The following is a 19,570-nucleotide window of genomic DNA, read 5'->3' as shown; positions in this document are numbered from 1 at the left end:
GGTGCTACTCGCTCGCGCCGCCGGACACGGGGGTGGCAATATCCGTCACCAACCCGATATTCGAAAACCCGCCCGCGTTCAGCGCGCCCATAATTTCGGCCACTATATTCCACGAATTTGCACCATCAGCCCGTAAGAAAATCCGGTCCGACGTGCGCTCGGCTGCAATCGCCTGCAAACGTTCCACCAGTTGCGCTGGGTCCACTTCGGTCTCTTGAATCATCACCAAACCATCCGCCGTAAGCGTCACCGTCAACGGTTCTTCCTGATCGGACGGCAAAGCATTCGCAGCGGTTTTCGGCAATTCCACCGGAACCCCCACTGTCATCAACGGGGCCGCAACCATGAAAATAATCAACAACACCAGCATGACGTCAACAAACGGCGTGATGTTGATCTCGGCCATCGGCTGCGCACGGCGGCCACCGCGACGACGACGCCCACCGCCGCCATCTGATTTGATAACACCCGCAGCCACTTAACTATCCAACTGACGGCTAAGAATGGTGGCAAACTCATCGGCAAAGGCCTCGTAGCCCGACACGATACGATCAGTGTCCGCCGACAGTTTGTTATAGAAAATAACAGCAGGAATAGCCGCCAACAGCCCCAGACCCGTCGCCAAAAGCGCCTCGGCAATCCCCGGAGCCACAACAGCAAGGTTCGTCGTCTGCGATTCTGCGATTTCGATAAAGGCGTTCATAATGCCCCAAACGGTTCCGAACAGGCCCACAAACGGCGCGGTCGATCCAACAGTCGCCAGCACCGGCAAACCCTTTTGCAACTTATGTGCTTCTTTATTGATCGCCACATCCATAGAGCGGTCAATCCGCGCCTGCGCACCGGCGATCAGCCCGCCATCCTGACGGTGCGAACGCCGCCACTCCAACATGCCCGCGGCAAACACCTTTTCACTCGCGCCCTGCGGCGTGGTGCCAATCTGGTCAAATAACGCATCAAGTGGCTCGCCCGACCAAAACGCGCGGTCGAACACTTCTGCCTCGGCGCGGGCCTTGCGGTTTTGAATAATTTTATCGACGATGATTGCCCAGCACCACACGGACGCCGCCATCAGCATCAGCATGACCAGTTTCACGGTCAATGTCGCGCGGGCGAACAACGCCCACATCGTATAATCGGTTGCTACTTCCATAATGCCTGCTCTGCCTGTTTGGCCCATTTGGGCTCTGATTAGGACGAGATTAGACCATTTGATAGATGAAATCTATCAACTCGGCGTGATATCACAGTTTGTTTCGGCGAATGTTTGCCGGAAGCCGCACCGCCGCGCCGTTCGGCCCGACCGCAACCAAGGTCACAAGCGCCTCGAACACCGGCACAACGCCGCGCAAAACAACCTGCTTCAGCACCAAACGCGCGCCAGTCTGTTTTTCCACATCCGTCTTCACCACCAGCTCATCGTCATAATTTGCTGGCAAAAAGTAATCGGCCTCAACACGGCGCACGGCAAAAACCACCCCTTGCGACTTCAAAGCCACCTGATCAACCCCAAGCTCACGGACCCACTCGCTGCGCGCCCGTTCAATGAACTTGAAATAATTGGCGTAATACACAAATCCCGCCAGATCAGTGTCCTCGTAATACACACGCACCGCAAATTCGTGGCTCATAGCGTGATCCGCGCGCCCAAACGCAAGGCATGACTGGCATCGTGCGCCGCAACAGGCATAACACTGTCATAACTTGCTGCGATAATCGCCGCGACCTCAGGGCGAATAACCGCATTGCCATTGATCGCAGCCAGCGGCGGCACAGCCGCAAAGGCCGCATCAGACCACAATAAAATCACCTGCACAGCCTGAGACAACGCCAACATATCCGCAGGCGCCTGCGCCAAATCATCGTCCATGCGCAAAAACACAAAACACCCGACAATCGCCCCGGCCTTATCAAAGCGGAAAATCCGGTACTGATTAGCATTCAACGCCTTCAAGCGATCAACAAGCGGCGCAATATCAGGCACCATCTGCTCCAAATGCGGCACATCGATAAACTCGTCCCACTCACGACAAAAGAACACCATCAAATTGGTGCCCAAATTCGGATCAAAATCCGCCATCTTATGACCCGCGAGCGCCACAACCGCCTCAATCGCCCCCTTAAAGACCGCCAATGTCTGATCATCGACACCAAACACCACAGGCACAATCGGCACGCCCCAACGTGCAAACACATACGCGCCATCGCTGCGGGTAAAATACGGGGATACATCAATCATCAAACAGGTCCGCTTTTGATCTGGGCGCATCCAGTCCCAAGTGTCGCCACGCCGCCTGCGCTAACATACGACCTCTTGGCGTCCTCTGGATCAGCCCCTTCTGCAACAAATATGGCTCAATCACGTCTTCCAGGCTGTCGCGGCTCTCCGATAAGGCCGCCGACATCGTCTCGATCCCCACAGGTCCGCCGCCGTAACTCTCTGCTATCAAACGCAAATAGCGGCGATCGGCATTATCCAGCCCCAGATGATCCACCCCCAACCGCGTCAAAGAACTATCCGCAATCTCGCGCGTGACCTTGCCGTTGCCCTCAACGATCGCAAAATCAACCACACGGCGCAGCAAACGACCGGCAATGCGCGGCGTGCCTCTTGCCCGCTTGGCAATCTCGCGCGCACCCAAATCCTCGGCAGGCGCACCCATCAACCGCGCACCGCGCGTGACAATCTCGTGCAACTCGTCTTCGGTATAAAACTCCAACCTTGTCGGAATCCCGAACCGGTCGCGCAGTGGCGTGGTCAACAACCCCATCCGCGTCGTCGCCCCCACAAGCGTAAATGGTTGCAACTCGATCCGCACCGTCCTAGCCGCAGGCCCCTCGCCAATCACCAAATCCAGCTCGAAATCCTCAAGCGCAGGATACAAAACCTCCTCCACCGCAGGGTTCAGGCGATGAATTTCGTCAATAAACAAAACATCACGCGCTTCCAGATTGGTCAAAATCGCCGCCAAATCCCCCGCCTTGGCCAAAACAGGCCCAGAGGTCATGCGAAAATTCACACCCAACTCACGCGCCATAATCTGCGCCAGCGTCGTCTTTCCTAACCCCGGAGGACCGTGAAACAACACATGATCCATCGCCTCGCCACGCATCTTGGCGCTCTCAATGAACACCTTCAAATTCGCGCGGGCCTCGTGCTGACCAATAAATTCCGCAAGCGTCTGCGGACGCAGCGCGCGGTCGCTATCACCAGCCAATGGCTCAGGGCGTAATTCGGGATCAGATTCCATAGACACCCACTACCCCTTTGGGGCCAACAGCTTCAAGGCCGCACGGATCAACCCGGACGTATCCAGATCAGGCGCAGCACCCATGGCTTCGGCCACAGCTCCCGCCGCATCGCCGGGTCCATAGCCCAAATTCCCCAACGCCGACAACGCTTCGCCCTGCGCAGGGTTCGCCTTGGGTGGCGCAGGACGCCGCACGGGTGCCGCCTCAATCACCTCATCACCAAACGCCTCAGCCACAGTGCCGCCCATCGCCATCACTGACGGCGCTTTATCCTTCAACTCAATCGCCACGCGCTGCGCCCCCTTCGGCCCCACACCCTTGGCCTTGGCAATCGCACTCCAATCGCCTAGCGCAATCGCACGGCTCACACCGTCCGCGCCAAGCGTGCCCAAAATCGCCAGCGACGCCTTCGCGCCAATGCCCTGCACCGACATCAACAACCTGTGCCACTCTTTCTCCACGAGCGTTGTAAACCCGAAAAGCTGAAGATTGTCTTCACGCACCAACAAATCGGTATAAAGCGCGACAGCCTCACCATTGCTCGGCAGCCCCGCCAGCACACGATTATCCACGTACACAATATAGCCCACACCGCGCACATCGATCAAAATATGATCTGCACCCCGATACTCTAAAATTCCCGAAATTTTCCCAATCATGCGGATGCCCTCGCTAACGCCTGCGCCAATCGTCCGGCCGATTGTGCATGATGCGCATGGCAAATCGCAATCGCCAACGCATCTGCGGCATCAGGACCAGCCAGTTTTACACCGGGCAATTGCAACCGGACCATATGATCAATCTGCTTTTTGTCGGCATGACCCACACCAACAACAGCCTTCTTAATTGCATTGGGATAATACTCACCAATGCTTAACCCCGCCTGCGCAGGCACCAACATCGCGATCCCGCGCGCCTGGCCCAACTTGAGCGTGCCAGCACCATCCTTATTCACAAACGTCTGCTCCACCGCTGCCGTATCAGGGGTATAAAGGCGCAAAACTTCCGTCAGTTGAAAATGCAACGACGCCAAGCGCACACCCAAATCATCCGTCCCAAGCGAATTGCAAATCCCGTTTGCCACATGCGTGATACGTGATCCATGCACTTCGATCACGCCCCAACCCATATTTCGCAACCCGGGATCGATTCCCAAAACTCGCATACACTGCCCTCAAAATGCCGCGCCTTCAGACGCTTTGAAATAAATTAGCACAAAACGCGAACAAAAACCAAGTCATTAAAAGATCGTGCTATTTATGCTGCACGTGCAAACACGCCCGAAACCGACACTGCAAACGCGATAGACGACAGTTCATAGGCCTTATTTACATGATCATCCCATAATAATAAGCCATTCTAAAAACGCATATCAGGCATGCAATAAAGGCACTAGTCAGATCGACTTTACGTGACTAGCTGCACCGTATTGAAAACCACGCTGCACCTGCAGCATCACCTAGGAATTGTCTCATGGCAACCACAACAAACACCCGCTCGAACACCGCGTTTCTGTCAGGAACGATCAAATATTTTGCGAAATCCGTAGTTGCAGCCTTTGCAGCATGGAATGACGAACGCGTCACGCATAAATCTCTCTCGAAATTGTCAGCACGCGAACTGGACGACATTGGTCTGTCCTATTGCGACATCGAGGGTATCGCAAAGCGTCTTGCACGCTAAGCCACCCCAACTTTCCATAAAAAATGCCGCATCCGATTAATCGGACGCGGCATTCTTGTTTTCTGAGCGATAGACGCCGCGCGTTAAACGCCCATCGCCCTCCATGCAGCTGCGATCATGGTGGTTGCAGGATCAATCTGCATCACCCATGCGCCGATTTTTTCGACAGCCGTACCCTCGGTCAATTCAGCCACGCGCAACTCATATGATTGCGCGCCAAGGCTCACATACACAAAACCCTTAAAGAAAAACACGGCAACAACAGCAATAAACAGACCTCTGATCGGGAACCTTGGAACATAGCCACGCGGACGCGCAATAATCAAACCACTACTTGTGACCTTATGGGTCACACCGTGGCTCATCCGCCGATGATTACGCATAATCCGCTTCAGGCGACGCTCAAATGGCATAGTCGAAAGGGACATAATAAGTCTCCAACATGAAGCCCCCACCTCATGCGACAAATATCTGTCTCAAATGTGTCATAAATAAGGCAAGTGCCTCATATGCGCCTAAAATTCTGCTAAAAATCCATTCAATTAAGAACTTTTGGAAAGCGTTAACGTCGTCCAATCAACAATACGATCCCGTTGCACTAGATTAAATCCGTTTGCGCAATAAACATCGATCACCGCATCAGCTTGCTCGTTCAAAATCCCCGAAAGAATAACGAATCCCTCTGCCTTCACCGCACCGCCCATTTCTGGTGCCAAGGCCACAAGTGGACCCTTCAAAATGTTCGCAAATATCAAATCATAAGGTGCGTTCTGTTTCAGCGCAGGCGCATCAAATCCCGCCGCAACCACGCACTCCACACGGCCCGCGAGCCCGTTCGCGGCCACATTCGCCACCGCCACATCCACCGCCACAGGATCAATGTCGCTTGCCAATACGATGCCCGGCAAAACCGACGCCGCCGCCATCGCCAAAACGGCAGTGCCACAGCCAACATCAATAATCGACCCGCCCTCAAACCCTTCGCTCAACAACCGGTCAAACGCGCGCAAACAACCCAGCGTCGTGCCATGATGTCCCGTACCAAACGCCATCGCCGCCTCAATCAACAACGGGACGCAATCGGCAGGCACTTTATCCGCATCATGATTACCATAAACAAAGAAACGGCCTGCCGCGACAGGGGCCAACTCACGGCGCACATGGCTCACCCAATCGGTCTCTGGGATTTCCGAAATCAGGAAATCCTTGACCCCATGCAGAGTAGCCAGAACCGCCAATCCGGCCGCGTCAGGAGCCTCGGTGAAATACGCCCCAACCTCCCAAAGCCCCGAACCGTCCTCAACCTCAAAAATCCCCGTCCCCGTCGGCTCGGGGGACAGCGCCTCAAGATCGTCACATAGCGCCGCAGCAATGTCTTCATCAGCGGCAATCGTCAAAGCGGAATAGGAAATCATCAGGCGCGTCCTTCAGTCAGCGGCGTGCAACAAGCGCACATGGAAAACAGTTTTACGACCCTTAGCGGGATGGCGCGGAATCAGCAAAGCCAAAGCGAACGACATCGCCACCATAGGCATGAAACACACACACCAAACCGGCTGAAACTCATCTTCGCTCAAAGATATGAATTTAACCTAAACGCTCTACATCTCATTTCCAAAAGCGCAAAGTCAGTGACCAAGCAGCCAACCCCGCAATCCACCAATCGCCCCCACATCACTCCCCGCCGATCTGATTTTGTCGCGGTTTAGTTCGAATCTCTTTCAGCAATGTTTGCGATGAAGACGATAGAGAATGGCAAAGACATGCACAGACCCCTTTTTAGGGATACGGCCCCAGCTTTCATCAGATTTGGTGTGGGGCTTTCGACGCTGAACATGGCGGTTAGCAGCATCGGCTTAGCTTACAAAGCTACGGGCGGCCCCTGAATGGCTGAAGAGCTGCAAGATCTGAGGCAGAGCGCCAGTCACAGTCGTGTATGTAAACATCCACTGCCGGGGCTCAATGAGTGGTAAGGGCAATTGTTGCGAGAATTCCCTTCTCGGCAGCGCATGATGGAAACGTTCTTCAAATCCATACAGGCGGAACTGAAATGGCGGCACCGTTGAAAAACACGTTGTCAGGCCAAAGGCGCGATACTCCACCATATTAACGGCTTTTATAACCCACGCCGTCACCACTCATCGCTTCGAGGCAAAAGCCCCTCGGCTTTCGAGCACAAGACCGCATAATGAAGCGAGAAGACCGCGGTATATGTCGGCGGCACGGGATAAGTTCTGCGACGTGCTACAAATACAACGCGAAGTATGGAGCGTGACCCTATCCGCCATTAGCCCGAGGACAAAGGTCGCGCCATGCTGCGAGATTTCAATTCAAAGAAGGGATATGCCCGTTGAGAAGCGGAAATCGGTGGCGCATCTGACGGAGCAACAAGTCAGTCAGCGACGGGCACGTGACGTACTGCAAGTTGATCGGTCCTCGATGTGGTATCTATCGCGCCGTGGCGATGATATTGAACTGAGGGATGCCATCAAACGGGTTGCCAAATAACTGGACCATGCAATCGCTGAGCGGGCTACGCCAAAGACGATTGCTTCGGACAACTGCACCTAGTTCACCAGCATGGCGATCCTCGAATAGGTTCAGGTTACGGGTATCGATGGCATCACATCGCGCCCAGCAAACCCCAGCAGAACGGCTTTTTCTAGAGTTTTACGATAAAGTGTTGGCAGCGATATTTAACGGCGAAAATGTGTAATTTCGAAACCGTTAGATCATGTAAATGGCCCTAAGCATATCACCCGGGCCATTTACTTTTCTATGACTAGCTCACTTGAGCTTAGCGCGCTCGCCTTGCAGGCCGCGGAAAACGCACCAACACATCAGCAAAATCACCACAGTGAACAGCAATCCGGTTGAGATCACCATAGATTGCAACGCCGCAAGGCCGCCTCCGATCAAAAGCGCAACAGCCACCGCACCTTCAAAAACGCACCAGAACACACGCTGTGGAAGTGGCGCATCAACTTTACCACCAGCCGTAATCGTGTCGATCACCAACGATCCAGAGTCGGATGATGTAACAAAGAAGACAATGACCAGAACGATCCCGATGAACGAAGTAATCGACGCAAGCGGCAACTCTCCCAACATCTTGAAGAGTTGCAACGGCAAGCCTGCTTCTTGTGCACCAATGTAGCCGTCAGCAAGAACCTGATGGATTGCAGTGCCGCCGAAAATCGACATCCACATCACACATACCATGCTGGGTATAAGCAAAACACAGATGATGAATTCACGCACGGTGCGACCACGTGAAACCCGCGCGATGAACATGCCGACGAAAGGTGACCAACTAATCCACCATGCCCAATAAAACGCAGTCCAACCTTGTGAAAAGTTAACATCTTCGCGGCCGAACGGGTTTGCGAGGGCAGGCAAATACTGGAAATATGCAAGCAAACTGTCCCAAAAGAACGCGAACAAGAATGCAGTCGGTCCGACAATAAGAGTAAAGACCGCCAAAAGACCAGCAAGTCCCATGTTGATTTCACTCAAGATTTTAACTCCACCGTCAAGCCCTCGCATCACCGAAACCAGCGCAATTGCGGTGATGATGGCAATCAAAATGACCTCGGATGTTTTATTCACAGGCAAACCAAACAGTTCATTAAGTCCCGCATTCGCTTGTGTCGCGCCCAGTCCAAGAGATGTCGCCAGACCAAAAAGCGTTGCGAAAACGGCAATGATATCGATCAAATGCCCGGGCCAACCCCATACGCGCTCGCCAAGGATAGGATAAAATGCAGAGCGGATTGTTAGAGGCAAACCCTTGTTATAACTAAATAATGCAAGCGCTAGGGCGACTAAAGCATAAATCGCCCACGGATGCAGACCCCAGTGATAGATCGTCGCGGCCATTCCCAGTCGCACTGCTTCTGCATCGTCACCAACGGCAGCGCCCAAAGGTGCCCAGTCGGTACGTAATCCATTTTCACCTAAGGATGTCCCTCCAAGCGAAGTCGAGAAGTGGCTTAACGGCTCCGACACGCCGTAAAACATCAAACCGATTCCCATGCCTGCTGCGAACAGCATCGAGAACCAGCCTACATAAGTATAATCTGGAGCCGCATCTTTGCCACCAAGCCGGACTGAGCCAAACGGTGAAACAGCCAGAAACAAAACAAAGATCACCACGATGTCAGCAGCGCCAATCAAGAACCAGTCAAAATTTTTGGTCGTAAAGTTGAACATCGCAGAAAATGCAGATGCCGCTATTTCAGGCAAAGCAAGTGTAAAGAATACAAATGCGACCACCGCTATTCCCGAAATCGCAAAAACTGGATTATGAATATCAAAACCGAACGGGCCCAAAGCGCCGTCAACGTTGTTCTGCCCTATCTCATGGTCTGTATCAATGACATCACTCACGCCCTCTGGCGCAGGTATGCCTTGGTTGACATTTTCGTCAGCCATACCGCTTCCTCCTATTTGCTTCATGCTAGTCCTAAAACGTTAACACTTATATACTAAGAAGAAAACCAAAGGGCCCCTCGATGCTTTGTGTGTAGTCACGCAAGCGAGTGCATGAAGCTAACGTTAGTGCTTCCAACGAGGGAATTGGGCTGAAATTCAGACCTGCCCCCTAAAACTCCTCCAAGTTTGTGTAAAATCCGCTTAACAAAAATGAAGGCAAGATCCACGAACGAACAGACCATAGCATTGATCCAAAAACAGGAATTTGGTGAGAAAACCTCAGATGTCTGTCGGCATCATGGGGCCGGTTCAGCGACGTTTTACAACTACAAATCGAAGCACAGCGGTATTGAACGGTCTGATGCGAAGCGGTTACGGGCGTTGGAAACGGCAAGCTGAAGATGCTGTTGGCAGAGCAAATGTTGCCGGGCAGAATTATTTCGAACGAATAGGCAGAACTTGTCAAAATTACCCCCTCCAACAGTCATTCATCGGAATGGATATTTGCTGCATTATATTCTTTCGTAGATGAAATCAGCCATACAGAACTCTTATCGTTTTATCTCTCATTGATCCGTTTTGGGTTCAGCAACTCCTTCAAGGTAGCAAACTCATCGATTGCTCGCTGTGCCTGCAATATCTCGAGCGCAGCCTTTAACTGATGTTCCATGTCTTGCAGTCGCTTACCGAGATCAAGAATATCGCTGTCAGCCTGCGATTGTACGGCGCGGTCTACATTTTTTTGCCACGCCTCAACAACGTCCCAAATGCCTCCTTTCCGCAAGCGGTCGGCATAGTGCCAAGTCATTGTAGACGATATTTCGCCTGCCAGTATCTCCCAATCCGCGTTCCCGATCTGCTGCAGCGCCTCGTAGGCGCGGGTAGCATAAAGGCAGAATGCCGACTGTTGTAATCGGGGGATATGCCAGTCCATGTTTTCAATTAACCAGCGCACGGCCTGAATACGCAAGTCATCACGCCCTTCCGGAATTCCATCCTGAATCGTGTGAAAATGGCTAAAGAAGGCCGCAAGCTCTACCCCGGTTGAAGCCATGGTCTGCCCAGGCCGGTTAACCCGGTGATGGCAGGTGATATGTCGTGAAAAAGAGATGGTTTCGGCAAGCGTACAGACCTCCCAATGAAACGGGTTATCTTCGAAGAAGAAATCTCCTTCAGGAAAACGGATCCTATGATGGCGCAAAAATTCCGTGCGATAGAATTTGCGCCAAGGAACAGCGATTAAACTGATACCAGCCAAACGCGCAGTTTCTGCCTCCAAACGCACGCCCAGACCGTTCCATTTACGGGCGTCAGCTGGTAGTTTTGTTGTTCCAGCTTTCTGATCAAATTCCAGATAATCGGTAAAGCAGATATCCGTTGGATTTCTCTCGTAGTCTTGGCGGGCCTTCAGAAACTCATTTGGGATTAGATAAAGTCGCCATCGACAAAAAATACCGTATCGCAGTCGGCGCAATCCAACCCGATATTTCCCGGAATTCCCACGCCACCAATTGTATTAGTTCCCAACCAGATTGGTGTCCAACGTATCCCAGCACCAAAACCACCCTGATCGATGAAATTCTGAACGACCTCGTCCGTTCCGTCATTCGATCCATCATCCACTAAGATCACCTGATCGCCGGGATGTAGGCACGAACGCAGGCTTTCCAGACATTGATGGATGTAGGGTTTGATATTGAATGTCGTAACAATGAATGAGACGCTCACGAAAGATCTCCCTGACGAACAAGCCGATTAATTTTCCGTGCTAATTCTGGATCTTCATAGGCGATCATCGTCATGAGATTTCGATCAAGCGACGCAAGAAAATGTCTTTGCGCATGGATAAGTAAGTCAGGATGGTAACTATCCTCGATATTGCCAGCGATCCAGTTGATAAGCCTGAAGGAAAATTTGGTGAATGGCAGCAGATAGTCCAGCCTGCCCTGCGCTACTTCTGCCATAATCTTAGGTACAATATGTTCGAACGCATGAAAAACCTCCAATCGTTCGGCACCACGCCGGTTAGTCAACCGGTCACCGCTCTTCTGCACAAAGTGAGTAGCCCCTGACAGGGTGCAAGCCAGGATACGACGCGCCGCGATAAAGCTGTTCCAATGCAACTCGATATCGTTATGTACCGGAATTTCAGTGCAGCGAATTTGGTGTTCACGCAAAAAATCAGTGCGGTATATTTTGTTCCAAGGATAAGCTGACAGTCGGCAGAGCACAGCCGCTTGCTTCAGGGTTAGTTCCGTCGGCACTTCGGCAGCACCAACCTCTTGCCAGTGACTTTCCTCATTCAGAAAGGTTCCCTGCCCACCTGAATCCAGCACTCGACTGTCATCATGTCTAAAAATCAGGAAATCAAATGGTTCTGTTTCAGATTTGGCATATCTGACAATGCCAGAAAATTCCTCTGTAAACTGATCATCGGAATCAAAGAAGATCACATGGCTGCTGCGCACACTGTCTAATGCCATGTTACGGGCATGGCCCGCGCCGCGCTGAATATCGCTGCGGAGCCACGTAATACGGCCAGCCAGCTCGGCTGCCGAAGGCAGAATGTCCGGCCCGAGCGGGTTATCTGAGGCGTCATCAACAATTATGATCTCGGAGAATATCTAGAAACCAGCGACCTGCTTCAGCAGCCGGTCAAGTCCCGGAACATCATTCCAGACGGGAATAACAAGGGATAGTTCCATCGATTTACCTCCCACGCTGGACGCTCAAATGGGCGACGCTACACGATCGCTCAAAGCGCATTCATACAATGAAGACCCTTAGGTCAAGTAAGTCGAAAGACGCCGAATTTGGTTGAAAAAACAAAATCAATTCCCGCCAATCCGCCTGATCAGGTACATTTTCGTGCTCTTCCAGTTTCAACAAGTCAACATGACTGCTGATCTGAGAAAAGGCCACCACATGTTTGGGTAGAAAGGCATCGACAAAACCATTGGGCGTAGCTGAGCGAAGGCATACCCGATATGTCGCCGCTTCGAGCGCCTGCGATTTGCAGGCCACCCCAAACACTGCAGCCTTTTTTAGATTGATGCCTCCAACGGCTATGTGCAACGCCAACCAGCGTGGCGCTTTGGTCGTGGTATAGCTCAAACGAAACAGGCTCTCTCCGCCAGTAACGCAGCGCCCCGTCACTTCGCCCTTCGGATCGCCCACAAATCTAACACCAGGGACCAAATTCATTACATTAGTCAGTGCTTCGTCAGTAGCCGTCGCGCGCAAAATCCCGATCGTGTGGTTGATTTGAGCATCAAGCCCTAGAAGAAGATTGTCCATATTGAACACCACCTTTTCTAAAATTCCAGAGTTATCTCACACACGGTTTCAACAGTGATGATGCCTTGGCTGCTAACCAATTTAGCGAGTAAAAGCAAATGGATTACGTATGTCGCGTCTCTGACGTGGTCCGACAAAATTTACCACCGTGCTAAAATAATGACTCGATGCCGCTCCGGTTGGCATCCTAATGTGTCACAGCGGTTTTATTTCAATAAATGAACACCTCGGTGACCCGGGCCAACTCCCGCTTCAATCGTTTGATCTCAGCAGCCTGTTCTGACGTCTCGGCCCCACCGCGCGGCGACTTCGCAAACTTGTCGTCGTAGAGATCCTGACCAGCACTTGGTCAAATGTACCGGCCACTTAAAGTCTCTACATCTGTTGATTTGCTGGGCTAGCCGCACTTACGACCGTGGCGGCGGATTTGCGGTCAGTCGACGCCAAACAGATCGCGAGAGAACACCTTGTCTGCAACATCTGAAAGAATGGATGCACTACGGTTCGCGACGATGACGTCGGCCTCGGCCTTGAAAGCCTCAAGATCGCGGACGACGCGTGAATTGAAAAAGTGATCATCTTCGAGTGCAGGTTCAAAGATAATCACATCGATCCCTTTGGCCTTGATACGTTTCATGATCCCTTGCACCGCACTTTGACGGAAATTATCAGACCCTTCCTTCATCGTGAGTCGGTAAATTCCAACCACTTTAGGCTGACGCGCAATGATGGTCTCGGCGATAAAATCTTTGCGTGTGCGGTTTGCGTCGACGACTGCTTTGATCAAGTTTTGCGGAACATCTTGATAGTTCGCCAACAGTTGCTTGGAGTCCTTCGGCAAACAATAGCCACCATAACCAAAAGACGGGTTGTTATAGTGAGTACCGATCCGTGGGTCGAGCCCCACGCCGTCGATGATTTGACGCGTATCAAGGTGACGCGCCATAGCGTAGCTGTCGAGTTCATTGAAATAGGCCACGCGAAGCGCAAGATAGCTATTGGCAAACAATTTAATTGCCTCTGCTTCGGTGGGATCCGTAAACAAGATCGGGCAAGTCTTGTCGACCGCGCCGTCACGCAGCAGTTCTGCGAATTCCCGTGCGCGCTCGCTGCGTTCGCCGATGACAATTCGGGATGGGTGCAGGTTGTCGTAGAGCGCCTTGCCTTCACGCAGGAACTCAGGCGAAAACAAGATGTTATTGCAGCCCGTCTCGTCGCGGACACGCAGGATGAAGCCGACTGGTACTGTGGATTTGACCACAATCACGGCTTTTGGCGCGACCTTAAGCACGACGTTAATCACTGCTTCGACACTGGAGGTGTCAAAGGCGTTGGTCTCTGATACGTAATTGGTTGGTGTCGCGATTACGACGAAATCCGCACCGCGATACGCCTCGGCTGCATCGCTCGTTGCCCGCAGGTTTAGTGATTTTGTCGCCAGATATTCGCGGCACTCAGCATCATTAATATGCGATACGCGCGCGTTGACTGCCTCGACCCGCGTTGGATCGATATCCGTCGCGACAACCTCGTTATTCTGAGCGAGGAGAATAGCATTAGAAAGTCCGACATAACCAAGGCCAGCAACTGCAATTTTCATAACCAAATCCAATATTACCTATGCTCAACAAATTAGGACTCGAATTCCACATTTGTAGTTGGTCGGCAAGATCCAAGACGGGAATCTGTCCGAATCCACCCGGCCCCTACCAAGCGTGGTGCGTCCTTAACACTAAGTATAGTACCTTGATGATATTGTCGGTGGCCAAACGGCTAATTACCCCAAGCGCATGGGGGATGCCCATAAGTGGGTTCGTCAGCATTAAGGCCCCCCACCCGCACACTCGCCCGATCCGTAAACTCAACCATCCGCCTCACACCCGAAATCTCAAATCCAAATCTGCCATACGCAAAAAAGACGCGGGCAAGACGCAATAAAGACAGCCGTTTTCGTCAATAAAAACTCTGCGGATCGATATCGATCGCCATCCGCAATTCGCCGCGCAACTTGAACTGTGCCGCCCACTCGATCAGCGCTTTTTGCAACGGCGCTGCCTTCTCCGCCTTCACCAAAAGCCTAACGCGATGCCGCCCGCGCACCCGTGCAATCGGCGCTGGCGCTGGTCCGAAAACCTGCGCCCCGATGCGCCTCAAAGGCCCGTCGCGGCGGGCCATATCCGCCCCCAAATCAAACACCTCTTGGGCATTTGTGCTGCTCAAAATAATCCCCGCCATACGTCCATAAGGCGGCACCCCTGCGGCCTTGCGTTCGGCGGCCTCAGCAGCCCAGAAACTCTCCTCGTCACCTGCCAAAATCGCCATAATAACTGCATGTTCTGGCTGAAATGTCTGCAACATCGCAGCCCCAGCCGCCTCCGCGCGCCCTGCCCGTCCGGCCACCTGCCGCATCAATTGAAACGTGCGTTCAGCCGCGCGTAAATCCGACCCCTGCAACCCCAAATCCGCATCAATCACACCGACCAGCGTCAAGTTCGGAAAGTTATGTCCCTTCGCAACCAATTGCGTGCCAATGATAATATCCGCCCCGCCTTTCGCGATTTCCTCGATATGCGCCTTCATCGCCCGCGCCGACCCGTATAAATCCGACGACAACACCACGACACGCGCCTCGGGGAAGAGATCCGTAACCTCCTCGGCCATGCGTTCGACACCCGGCCCAACAGGGGCCAGTTTTCCCTCAACTTCACAATGAGGACAGACACTTGGCATCGGTTTCGTCTCGCCACATTGATGGCACATCAAGCGGTTCAGGAACCGATGTTCAACCATCCTCGCATCACAATGATCACAGCCAATCTGATGCCCACACGCCCTGCAAATCGTGATCGGCGCATAGCCACGGCGGTTCAAAAATATCAGGCTCTGCTCGCCCTTTTCCAGCCGTTGCTCAATCGCATTCTTTAGCGTCGGCGATACCCATTTCCCGTTTGGCACATCTTCGACACGCATATCAATCGCCGACATTTCGGGCAAAACCGCAGCCCCAAACCGCGACTTCAACTCGACCCGCTGATACTTGCCCGCCTCAACATTCGCCCAGCTTTCAAGGCTTGGCGTCGCCGAGGCCAAAACCACCTGCGCCCCGTTAATTGCCGCCCTTAACACCGCCATATCGCGCGCATTATACAACACGCCATCCTCTTGTTTATATGAGGTATCATGCTCCTCATCGACAACAATCAGGCCCAAGTTCTGGTAAGGCAAAAACAACGCTGACCGCGCGCCCACAACCATCTGCGCCGCACCAAGACCGACCATTTTCCAGCACCGCCGCCGTTCTGTCATCGTCACACCCGAATGCCATTCCGCAGGCTTGAACCCGAAACGGGCCTCGACGCGATTGATAAATTCGCCCGACAGCGCGATCTCTGGCAATAACACCAAGGCCTGCTTGCCCATCCGCAAACACTCGGCCACGGCCTCTAAATAGACCTCGGTTTTGCCCGATCCTGTCACGCCTTTCAGCAAGGTCGTGCCATAGCCATCGGTGCGCAACGCCGCACGCAACGCCTCAGCCCCGACCGCCTGATCCGCGCTCAATTCCTTACCATCATAATCGGGGTCCAACGTCGGATAGGGCACATCGCGCGGCGCATCCTCTTCACTCACCGCGCCCTGCTTTACCATGCCCTTCACGACCGAAGTGCCAACCCCCGCCATCTCTGCCAGCTCTTTCAACGTGAACGACAACGACCCATACTCGGACAGCGCCGAAAGCACCTTCGTGCGAGCATCGGTCACACGGTCCACCGCCCCCGTCCCCATGCGATACACCTTGCGCATCGACGGCGCATCACCAAGCCCCGGCGCACGTGTCGCAAGGCGCAACATCTGAGACATCGGCGTAATCGTATAATCCGCTACACGGGTCAAAAATATCTGCATTTCTTCGCGCATCGGCGCCACATCCAACACCCGCATGACCGAGCGCACCTTGGCATAATCAAAGTCGCCAGCGCCCTTACCCCAAACAACGCCAATCACCTTGCGTGGCCCCAGCGGCACCTCGACAAACGCGCCAATATGACAGCCGCCAACAGGCGCTTTGTAATCTAGGAAACGGTCAATCGGCTGCGCGGTCAGCACGGCCACCAACTCACCTTCTTGGAAAAACACGTCTGTCATGAGGGTCCGATCCGCCTTGGGGCTTTCCGCTTGCTTGTCTATGAGGTAAACGCTGGGACAACAAACGCCAACCTTTTGCACGGAGAGAACCATGAAGTTTTTCGTAGACACCGCCGACATCGACCAGATTAAAGAACTGCTTGCCTATGGCATGGTGGACGGGGTCACAACAAACCCGTCGATCATCGCGAAATCTGGCCGCGACATCATCGAAGTGACCAAAGAAATCTGTAGCATCGTTGACGGCCCTGTCTCCGCCGAAGTTGTTGCGCTCGATTACGAGACCATGCTCGCAGAAGGCCGCAAACTGGCGAAAATCGCCGACAATATCGCAGTCAAAGTGCCGCTCACATGGGCTGGCTTGCAGACCTGCAAAGCATTGTCCGACGAAGGCACAATGGTCAACGTAACACTTTGCTTCTCGGCTAACCAAGCACTTTTGGCAGCAAAAGCGGGTGCGACCTTCATCAGCCCGTTCATCGGCCGTTTGGACGATATTAACCTCGACGGGCTAGAGCTGATCGAAGACATCCGCACCATTTACGACAACTACGGCTTTAAAACACAAATTCTTGCCGCTTCAATCCGCACGGCCAACCACATGTCCGATTGCGCAAAAATCGGCGCAGACGTGGCCACCGCACCACCCGCGATTATCAAGGCGATGGCGAACCACGTCTTGACCCAAAAAGGCCTCGACGGCTTTATGGCCGATGTCAAAAAAGCAGGCATCAAAATCCTGTAACGCATCACTTGGTCAAATGCGGCAGTATCACTTGGCTCTTCTGAGCCTACGTGAACGGAGGCGGGTTTTCGGATTTTTGTCCGAGCCTCCAACTGCCGCATGATCGTGAGCGTTCTACTTGCACTGCTCATGCCCACCAAACCAAGCGATCCGCATCAAATAAAGCCAGACTTTACCAGCGGACGGACCATCTGCACGCAGGTCGCACCACGATCTATAGTGGCCCCAATCCCCCCCATTCCATAACTGACACACCCGCAGGAAACTGCATTGCTTCTTAATTTTTTGGGCGCACATTTCTCACACCCCTGCTATAGAGTCGGAAAACAACAAGTTGAGCAGAATATGAACACTAAGCAAAAAATGGACGATCACGTTCGCGAAAAGATCATTTCCGACCCCGATGTTTTGCTTGAAGATCAAGACATTATGCGTGCTTTGGTTGCTGCCAATGAGAAATCCATGGGTGGCAATATCGTCGATCTGCGCGGAATCGCGATGGAACGGCTAGAGGCCCGTCTTGACCGTTTGGAGGACACACATCGTTCGGTGATCGCGGCTGCCTACGACAATCTGGCTGGCACAAACCAAGTCCACCGCGCAGTTTTGCGGATGATGGATGCCACAAAATTCGAAGTGTTCCTGCATGATTTGCAAACCGAAGTGGCCGACACTTTGCGCGTTGATAAACTCAAACTACTGCTCGAGACCGCCGCAGAAACCGACGAACCCGCCGTCAAACAGATGGACGCGGTCCTCGGTATCGTGCCTGAAGGCTTCACAGATGATTACATTCTGCGCGGCCGCACCAGCCCCGTGCGCCAAGTCACCTTGCGCCAAATCCAGACCGAAGATGCCACGCTTTACGGCGAAAAAGCATCCTTCATCCGCTCCGAAGCCTGCCTGAAACTCGATTTTGGCGCTGACCGCCTGCCGGGCATGTTGGTGATGGGATCAGAGGATCCACACCAGTTCACACCGCAGCAAGGCACCGACCTGCTTACCTTCTTTGCAGGCGTTTTTGAACGCGCCATGCGCCGCTGGTTGTCATGACGTCTATCTTCGCCCCATGATTTCCGCCGCCCTCACACATGCACTGGCCTCTTGGCTGGACCATTGTCGTGCGCTGAACGGGGCGGCGGATAATACGATCAAGGCCTACCAAACCGATGTCCTTGGCTTCCTCGGTTTCATGTCGGTGCATCACGGCGGCCAACAAGGCCTCGGCCCGCTGGCCAAGATCACCGTCAGCGACATGCGCGCCTGGATGGCCAGCGCGCGCGCAGGCGGCGTCGGCGCGCGAACTTTGGCGCGTCAACTCTCCGCCGTAAAAACATTTTATCGCTGGCTGGCAGAGCGTGAAGGGTTCGAGCCCACCGCCGTTCTCTCGACCCGCAGCCCAAAATTCACTAAAAAACTACCCCGCCCCTTGGCCGAAGACGCCGCCACCGCGATGATCGACACCGTCGAACTACAAGCCCGCGAAGGCTGGATCGCCGCGCGCGACGCCGCCGTCGTGACCTTGCTCTACGGCTGCGGCTTGCGAATTTCCGAAGCACTGAGCCTCACAGGCGCACAAGTTCCCTTGCCCCAAGTCATGCGGATCACCGGTAAAGGCGGCAAAGAACGCATCGTGCCCGTCATCGACGCTGCGCGCAGTGCTGTCGACACCTACCTGCGGCTCTGCCCGCATCCCTTAGATCCCGCAGCACCCCTGTTTCGTGGCGCACGCGGCGGCGCACTGAACCCGCGCTTGGTGCAAAAAGTGATGGAAAAATCCCGCCTGCAACTCGGCCTGCCTGCCACTGCCACCCCTCACGCGATGCGCCACAGCTTTGCCACCCATCTGCTTACGGCAGGCGGCGACCTGCGCGCGATCCAGGAATTGCTTGGTCATGCCAGTCTCTCGACGACCCAAGCCTACACCGCCGTCGACACCGCCCACCTGATGGACGTCTATAACCGGACCCACCCAAAGGCATAGATTGCCCTCGCACTCATTTCGCCCTAGAA

Annotated in this window: 21 protein-coding genes and 1 pseudogene; 6 read left to right on the top strand and 16 right to left on the bottom strand. The window is 53.6% G+C overall.

Annotated elements, in window-relative coordinates; genetic code table 11:
* Positions 1 to 4: 4 nt before the first annotated feature.
* The 7 genes from ACXLHR_RS01955 to ruvC all read right to left on the bottom strand — a co-directional run bounded on the left by ACXLHR_RS01955 (position 5) and on the right by ruvC (position 4,417).
* The gene (locus ACXLHR_RS01955; RefSeq protein ID WP_458789867.1) at positions 5 to 478 is read right to left on the bottom strand and encodes an ExbD/TolR family protein; all 474 of its coding nucleotides are present in this window, start codon (positions 476 to 478) and stop codon (positions 5 to 7) included.
* Positions 479 to 1,153: a protein TolQ gene (gene tolQ, locus ACXLHR_RS01950; RefSeq protein WP_458789866.1), complete on the bottom strand. Its 675-nt coding sequence runs from the start codon at positions 1,151 to 1,153 to the stop codon at positions 479 to 481.
* A 91-nt stretch (positions 1,154 to 1,244) separates the two neighbouring features.
* Positions 1,245 to 1,631 (bottom strand): YbgC/FadM family acyl-CoA thioesterase, encoded by a 387-nt coding sequence (locus ACXLHR_RS01945; protein ID WP_458789865.1) that lies wholly within the window; start codon positions 1,629 to 1,631, stop codon positions 1,245 to 1,247.
* Positions 1,628 to 2,239, bottom strand: coding sequence for a hypothetical protein (locus tag ACXLHR_RS01940; RefSeq protein ID WP_458789864.1), 612 nt, complete (start codon positions 2,237 to 2,239; stop codon positions 1,628 to 1,630). The genes ACXLHR_RS01945 and ACXLHR_RS01940 overlap by 4 nt, the downstream gene beginning before the upstream one ends.
* Entirely contained in the window at positions 2,232 to 3,251 is a 1,020-nt protein-coding gene (ruvB, locus tag ACXLHR_RS01935) for a Holliday junction branch migration DNA helicase RuvB (protein ID WP_458792442.1), read from the bottom strand. Before ruvB ends, ACXLHR_RS01940 begins: the two co-directional genes overlap by 8 nt.
* Before the next feature lie 9 nt (positions 3,252 to 3,260).
* Positions 3,261 to 3,911 (bottom strand): Holliday junction branch migration protein RuvA, encoded by a 651-nt coding sequence (gene ruvA / locus ACXLHR_RS01930; RefSeq protein ID WP_458789863.1) that lies wholly within the window; start codon positions 3,909 to 3,911, stop codon positions 3,261 to 3,263.
* Positions 3,908 to 4,417, bottom strand: coding sequence for a crossover junction endodeoxyribonuclease RuvC (ruvC, locus tag ACXLHR_RS01925; protein WP_458789862.1), 510 nt, complete (start codon positions 4,415 to 4,417; stop codon positions 3,908 to 3,910). Before ruvC ends, ruvA begins: the two co-directional genes overlap by 4 nt.
* 308 nt (positions 4,418 to 4,725) lie before the next feature.
* Between ruvC and ACXLHR_RS01920 the strand changes: the two genes are divergently transcribed.
* The gene (locus ACXLHR_RS01920; RefSeq protein WP_458789861.1) at positions 4,726 to 4,935 is read left to right on the top strand and encodes a DUF1127 domain-containing protein; all 210 of its coding nucleotides are present in this window, start codon (positions 4,726 to 4,728) and stop codon (positions 4,933 to 4,935) included.
* Between the two features lie 83 nt (positions 4,936 to 5,018).
* On the opposite strand, the gene ACXLHR_RS01915 is transcribed toward ACXLHR_RS01920, so the two are convergent.
* Entirely contained in the window at positions 5,019 to 5,363 is a 345-nt protein-coding gene (locus tag ACXLHR_RS01915) for a hypothetical protein (protein ID WP_458789860.1), read from the bottom strand.
* A 114-nt stretch (positions 5,364 to 5,477) separates the two neighbouring features.
* The gene (locus ACXLHR_RS01910) at positions 5,478 to 6,350 is read right to left on the bottom strand and encodes a 50S ribosomal protein L11 methyltransferase (protein ID WP_458789859.1); all 873 of its coding nucleotides are present in this window, start codon (positions 6,348 to 6,350) and stop codon (positions 5,478 to 5,480) included.
* Between the two features lie 544 nt (positions 6,351 to 6,894).
* Here ACXLHR_RS01910 and ACXLHR_RS01905 point away from each other — a divergent pair.
* A pseudogene (locus ACXLHR_RS01905) lies at positions 6,895 to 7,124 on the top strand (IS3 family transposase); the annotation flags it as partial.
* Between the two features lie 598 nt (positions 7,125 to 7,722).
* Here the strand turns inward: ACXLHR_RS01905 and ACXLHR_RS01900 are convergent.
* A complete protein-coding gene (locus tag ACXLHR_RS01900; protein ID WP_458789858.1) occupies positions 7,723 to 9,369 on the bottom strand; it encodes a BCCT family transporter in 1,647 nt (548 codons plus the stop codon).
* A 210-nt stretch (positions 9,370 to 9,579) separates the two neighbouring features.
* On the opposite strand from ACXLHR_RS01900, the gene ACXLHR_RS01895 reads away from it, so the two are divergent.
* Positions 9,580 to 9,768 (top strand): transposase, encoded by a 189-nt coding sequence (locus ACXLHR_RS01895; RefSeq protein WP_458789857.1) that lies wholly within the window; start codon positions 9,580 to 9,582, stop codon positions 9,766 to 9,768.
* A 160-nt stretch (positions 9,769 to 9,928) separates the two neighbouring features.
* On the opposite strand, the gene ACXLHR_RS01890 is transcribed toward ACXLHR_RS01895, so the two are convergent.
* From ACXLHR_RS01890 to ACXLHR_RS01865, 6 genes are all read right to left on the bottom strand, one after another.
* On the bottom strand, positions 9,929 to 10,654 hold the full coding sequence (locus ACXLHR_RS01890; protein WP_458789856.1) for a hypothetical protein: 726 nt from the start codon (positions 10,652 to 10,654) through the stop codon (positions 9,929 to 9,931).
* Between the two features lie 140 nt (positions 10,655 to 10,794).
* A complete protein-coding gene (locus ACXLHR_RS01885; RefSeq protein WP_458789855.1) occupies positions 10,795 to 11,097 on the bottom strand; it encodes a glycosyltransferase family 2 protein in 303 nt (100 codons plus the stop codon).
* On the bottom strand, positions 11,094 to 11,975 hold the full coding sequence (locus ACXLHR_RS01880; protein ID WP_458792441.1) for a glycosyltransferase: 882 nt from the start codon (positions 11,973 to 11,975) through the stop codon (positions 11,094 to 11,096). Before ACXLHR_RS01880 ends, ACXLHR_RS01885 begins: the two co-directional genes overlap by 4 nt.
* A 160-nt stretch (positions 11,976 to 12,135) precedes the next feature.
* The gene (locus tag ACXLHR_RS01875; RefSeq protein WP_458789854.1) at positions 12,136 to 12,666 is read right to left on the bottom strand and encodes a hypothetical protein; all 531 of its coding nucleotides are present in this window, start codon (positions 12,664 to 12,666) and stop codon (positions 12,136 to 12,138) included.
* A gap of 433 nt (positions 12,667 to 13,099) precedes the next feature.
* Entirely contained in the window at positions 13,100 to 14,266 is a 1,167-nt protein-coding gene (locus tag ACXLHR_RS01870; protein ID WP_458789853.1) for a nucleotide sugar dehydrogenase, read from the bottom strand.
* Between the two features lie 353 nt (positions 14,267 to 14,619).
* The gene (locus ACXLHR_RS01865; RefSeq protein ID WP_458789852.1) at positions 14,620 to 16,812 is read right to left on the bottom strand and encodes a primosomal protein N'; all 2,193 of its coding nucleotides are present in this window, start codon (positions 16,810 to 16,812) and stop codon (positions 14,620 to 14,622) included.
* 91 nt (positions 16,813 to 16,903) lie between these two features.
* Between ACXLHR_RS01865 and fsa the strand changes: the two genes are divergently transcribed.
* The 3 genes from fsa to ACXLHR_RS01850 all read left to right on the top strand — a co-directional run bounded on the left by fsa (position 16,904) and on the right by ACXLHR_RS01850 (position 19,541).
* The gene (gene fsa / locus ACXLHR_RS01860; RefSeq protein WP_458789851.1) at positions 16,904 to 17,557 is read left to right on the top strand and encodes a fructose-6-phosphate aldolase; all 654 of its coding nucleotides are present in this window, start codon (positions 16,904 to 16,906) and stop codon (positions 17,555 to 17,557) included.
* Between the two features lie 345 nt (positions 17,558 to 17,902).
* Positions 17,903 to 18,610: a DUF484 family protein gene (locus ACXLHR_RS01855; RefSeq protein ID WP_458789850.1), complete on the top strand. Its 708-nt coding sequence runs from the start codon at positions 17,903 to 17,905 to the stop codon at positions 18,608 to 18,610.
* A gap of 16 nt (positions 18,611 to 18,626) precedes the next feature.
* Positions 18,627 to 19,541 (top strand): tyrosine recombinase XerC, encoded by a 915-nt coding sequence (locus tag ACXLHR_RS01850; RefSeq protein ID WP_458789849.1) that lies wholly within the window; start codon positions 18,627 to 18,629, stop codon positions 19,539 to 19,541.
* The last annotated feature ends 29 nt before the right edge of the window (positions 19,542 to 19,570 follow it).

This window comes from Yoonia sp. MH D7, assembly GCF_054439475.1.
The sequence above is the reverse complement of the archived record's forward strand: the minus strand, read 5'-3'. Positions and strand labels throughout refer to the sequence as shown.